This window comes from Paenibacillus sp. 1_12, from assembly GCF_900114475.1.
GTDB lineage: Bacteria > Bacillota > Bacilli > Paenibacillales > NBRC-103111 > Paenibacillus_S.
The window spans coordinates 1-3065 of sequence record NZ_FOTE01000058.1 but is presented as its reverse complement, the minus strand read 5'-3'; the positions used below and the strand labels follow the sequence as shown (position 1 = coordinate 3065).

The 3065-nt window shown below is 41.9% G+C and carries 1 protein-coding gene and 1 pseudogene; both read right to left on the bottom strand.

The features are described from left to right. Positions 1-1241: pseudogene (locus tag BM210_RS34075) on the bottom strand (IS110 family transposase); the annotation flags it as partial. A 268-nt stretch (positions 1242-1509) separates the two neighbouring features. Then, on the bottom strand, positions 1510-2850 hold the full coding sequence (locus BM210_RS34070; RefSeq protein WP_091177099.1) for an S-layer homology domain-containing protein: 1341 nt from the start codon (positions 2848-2850) through the stop codon (positions 1510-1512). Positions 2851-3065: the final 215 nt, after the last annotated feature.

Below are 3065 nucleotides of genomic sequence, written 5' to 3'. Positions count from 1 at the left end.
AGGAATATCCTGCATCATTTTTTCTTCACTGAATTCATGTCCCTTTTTCATGATCCCGAACAGAATCCGAATGAGCTTGTTGCACAGCGCAATCAGCGATTGCATCTTTTTTAATGGATGATCCGGCCGTTTGGTGTAATACTCGTGCAAGGCTCTAAATGCTCCGTTTTTCGCAACCAATGGCATGATGACGCGAAAGAGTAAGGCTCGAAGTCGCTTCCTACCTCGCTTCGTAATTTGGGTCTGTCCTTTGTGTTTGCCCGATGTGTTTTCTTTTAAGTTTAGCCCTGCAAGCTTTACGATCTGCTTGGGATGACGGTATTGGTGGATGTCGCCAACCTCAGCGATGAATCCAGCTATCGTATCTCGTCGCCAATAGTTGCTGAACATATGGGATTTGCTCCATGAGCTCGTCAAGTTTCACATCAAGCTCTGAAAACTTACTTTGAAGTTATTCATACTGCGTTAGTAGCAACTGAAGCTCCATCTTAGCTAACTCTGTGCCTTGTTTCATACCTACAGAACGGCTGGCTGCTGCTTTCAGGCTCTTCACGCGACCTAGGCCGAGTCCGCGCTTTGCAGCTTCTCTTAGATGTTTCAACAAGATCTCATCCGACAGTGAAACAAGTTCATGCGGAAGCAAATAGAGGCTAAGCATTTGGCGGGCCGACTTGCATTCCCAATCCTTAAATACCGTGAGGAACTCTGGAAAGTACCGGTCCAACCAGTTATGGACACGTCCTTGAACCGCGCAGGTCAGTCGACAGGTGATCGCGAATTTTCATGGCTTCCCGCAGCTCTGCATAGATGCCTTGGAGAAGATTAGGTACGGGGTATCTCCCGTCTTTGACGAGCTGTGCGATGACTTTAGCGTCTTTGATGTCATTCTTGGTTGGCGAATTGTCGTCAAGTTCTTTGCTTTTCTTCACATGCAGTGGATTCACCACACCGCATAAAATATGCTGTTCTTTAAGGTAATAGGCAAGGTTCAACCCATAGTGACCAGTTGGTTCCATACCAATGATGACGTCCTGAAACCCTTGTTCCATCGTGATCTTTCGGAACCAATCTGCAAGTAATTCAAATCCTTCCCGACTATTCTCAAACATAATTGGCTTACCGTACTCGACTCAGCGGTAATCTTGTGCACGAGCCACATGTTTAAACTTTGCGATATCTACACCTACGATAAGTGTTGAAGAAGTGATTTGATTAATTCGTTCATTTTGAGTAGAATTCATGTTGTAGTCTCCTTGGTTTGTTTTCGGTCCCGTCGCTGGCTAGCATCTAGGACCCATAAACATCATACCAAGGAGCCTTTTTGTTTCTCAACTCTCGTATTTCTTCATTATAGGAATACTGCCCGTTACTTCAATTATCAGAACTGGAGCAGGTCGCCGCGGCGCCTGCTCCAGTTCTGATAATTGCACTATCGTTTCCAGTGAGCTTAATATTTTTGCCTAGCATTGTACAGAGGGTTTTCTTTATTTATTAAATTAATCAGTCTATTTAATTTATTTCCTCCAACATGTATAACTCAACATCACTAGAATATGGTTTCAAAGTACGAATACCAGTAGGCCATATATTCAGGACTCGGTTACTTGTCTCATTCCCAATCATTATTGCTGAAACATCGATCGTTATATGCCTTACAAAAACGTTGTATTTGGGCACTATGCGGATGGGAACAGCTACTTTGGGGTCAAAATATTTGCCGTTTATAGAATGGGTCGCTTCGCCAACCTTTGGTTTAGTATGCTTTCTTAAAAGGAGAACTTCCTTTACTTCAAATGACCCATTTTCAAGTCTTTCCCGCATGGCAGATACGTCCCCGGCATTGAAGTAAGATACAGGATTCCCTCCTACCCCATTTATGTTGACATTTATAAGAACACGTTGTTGAGAATTCTCTATTTCATTTTCAGAAAAACTGTGAACAATATAATAAGCATCTTTAATATCTTCTACCGGATAAGCATCTTTGTATGACTTTCTAAATAATTCACTTAATGGATATTGTATTTTATTCCAATAGGGTGAGTCTGGGTCATTAGCGTCGATGATATAAAGTCCGGTAATGTCACCAACGAAAAAATCGGTCTCTATATGTAACATTGTCGTATCAAATTTATTGGCATTTTCTATGCCGAGAAAATTCGACCAAACCGTGAACAGATTAGTTGAATGCCAGAAAACTTCTGCGACTTCCAAAGTATGTCGGTCAATCGGTAAACTTTCCCCCGCATTATAAGAAATGACTCGTTCAATAACTACTACAGCCTGAGCACGAGTTGTGGTGGAATCAAGTGATAATTCGGTAGAGCTTGTGCCCGTCATCAGCCCTCGCCTTACCGATTCATACACCATTTGTTTGGGTTCCATATTGTTGTGCATCGAATCGATGTCCTGTATCCTACTTTGTGGGGACGATTCAACCAATTGCTTAAAACTCCTTTGTCGAGTAGCCCTCTCTAAAGTCAATGCCATGTCACCACGGGTGAGTGGTTGATCCCATCCTTTCTGATAGTCCCCCTGATAAATACCGCTTTTACCTGCCGATTTGTAAATTGGGGAAAACCAAGATTCCTCCGAGAGCTGGGATTCGGTGGGGATTTTTAACGCTCGCACCATCATAGCCAAAAACTCTTCTCCACTCACAGGAGCTTCAGGCTTGAAAGTTCCATCTTGATAACCATTTACATAACCTTTAACGACTGCTGATTTGATTTGCGCTTCAGCCCAATGCCCGGAAATGTCTTTTAAGTTTCCTGTGTTCGCTGCTCCTACATTGGGCATAGATGCTAGTGAAAAAATAAATAAAAAAGTGATAATAATTTTTGCCTTCAATTCTGCCACCTCATCCGGTAAATTTAGGTATCTACGAATGTATCGGCAAGTTAATGATTCAAGTTTAGTTAGGAATTCAGACTCAACTATACTCCCTCTATGGAGAATCACTTTTCTCTCAGATGCTCATGTTTTCTTAGAATTTCAATGTTTTACTTATTTAACAGATCACTTTTTCATGGAAACAAATTAAAGATGAAGAAAAATATGGGGCT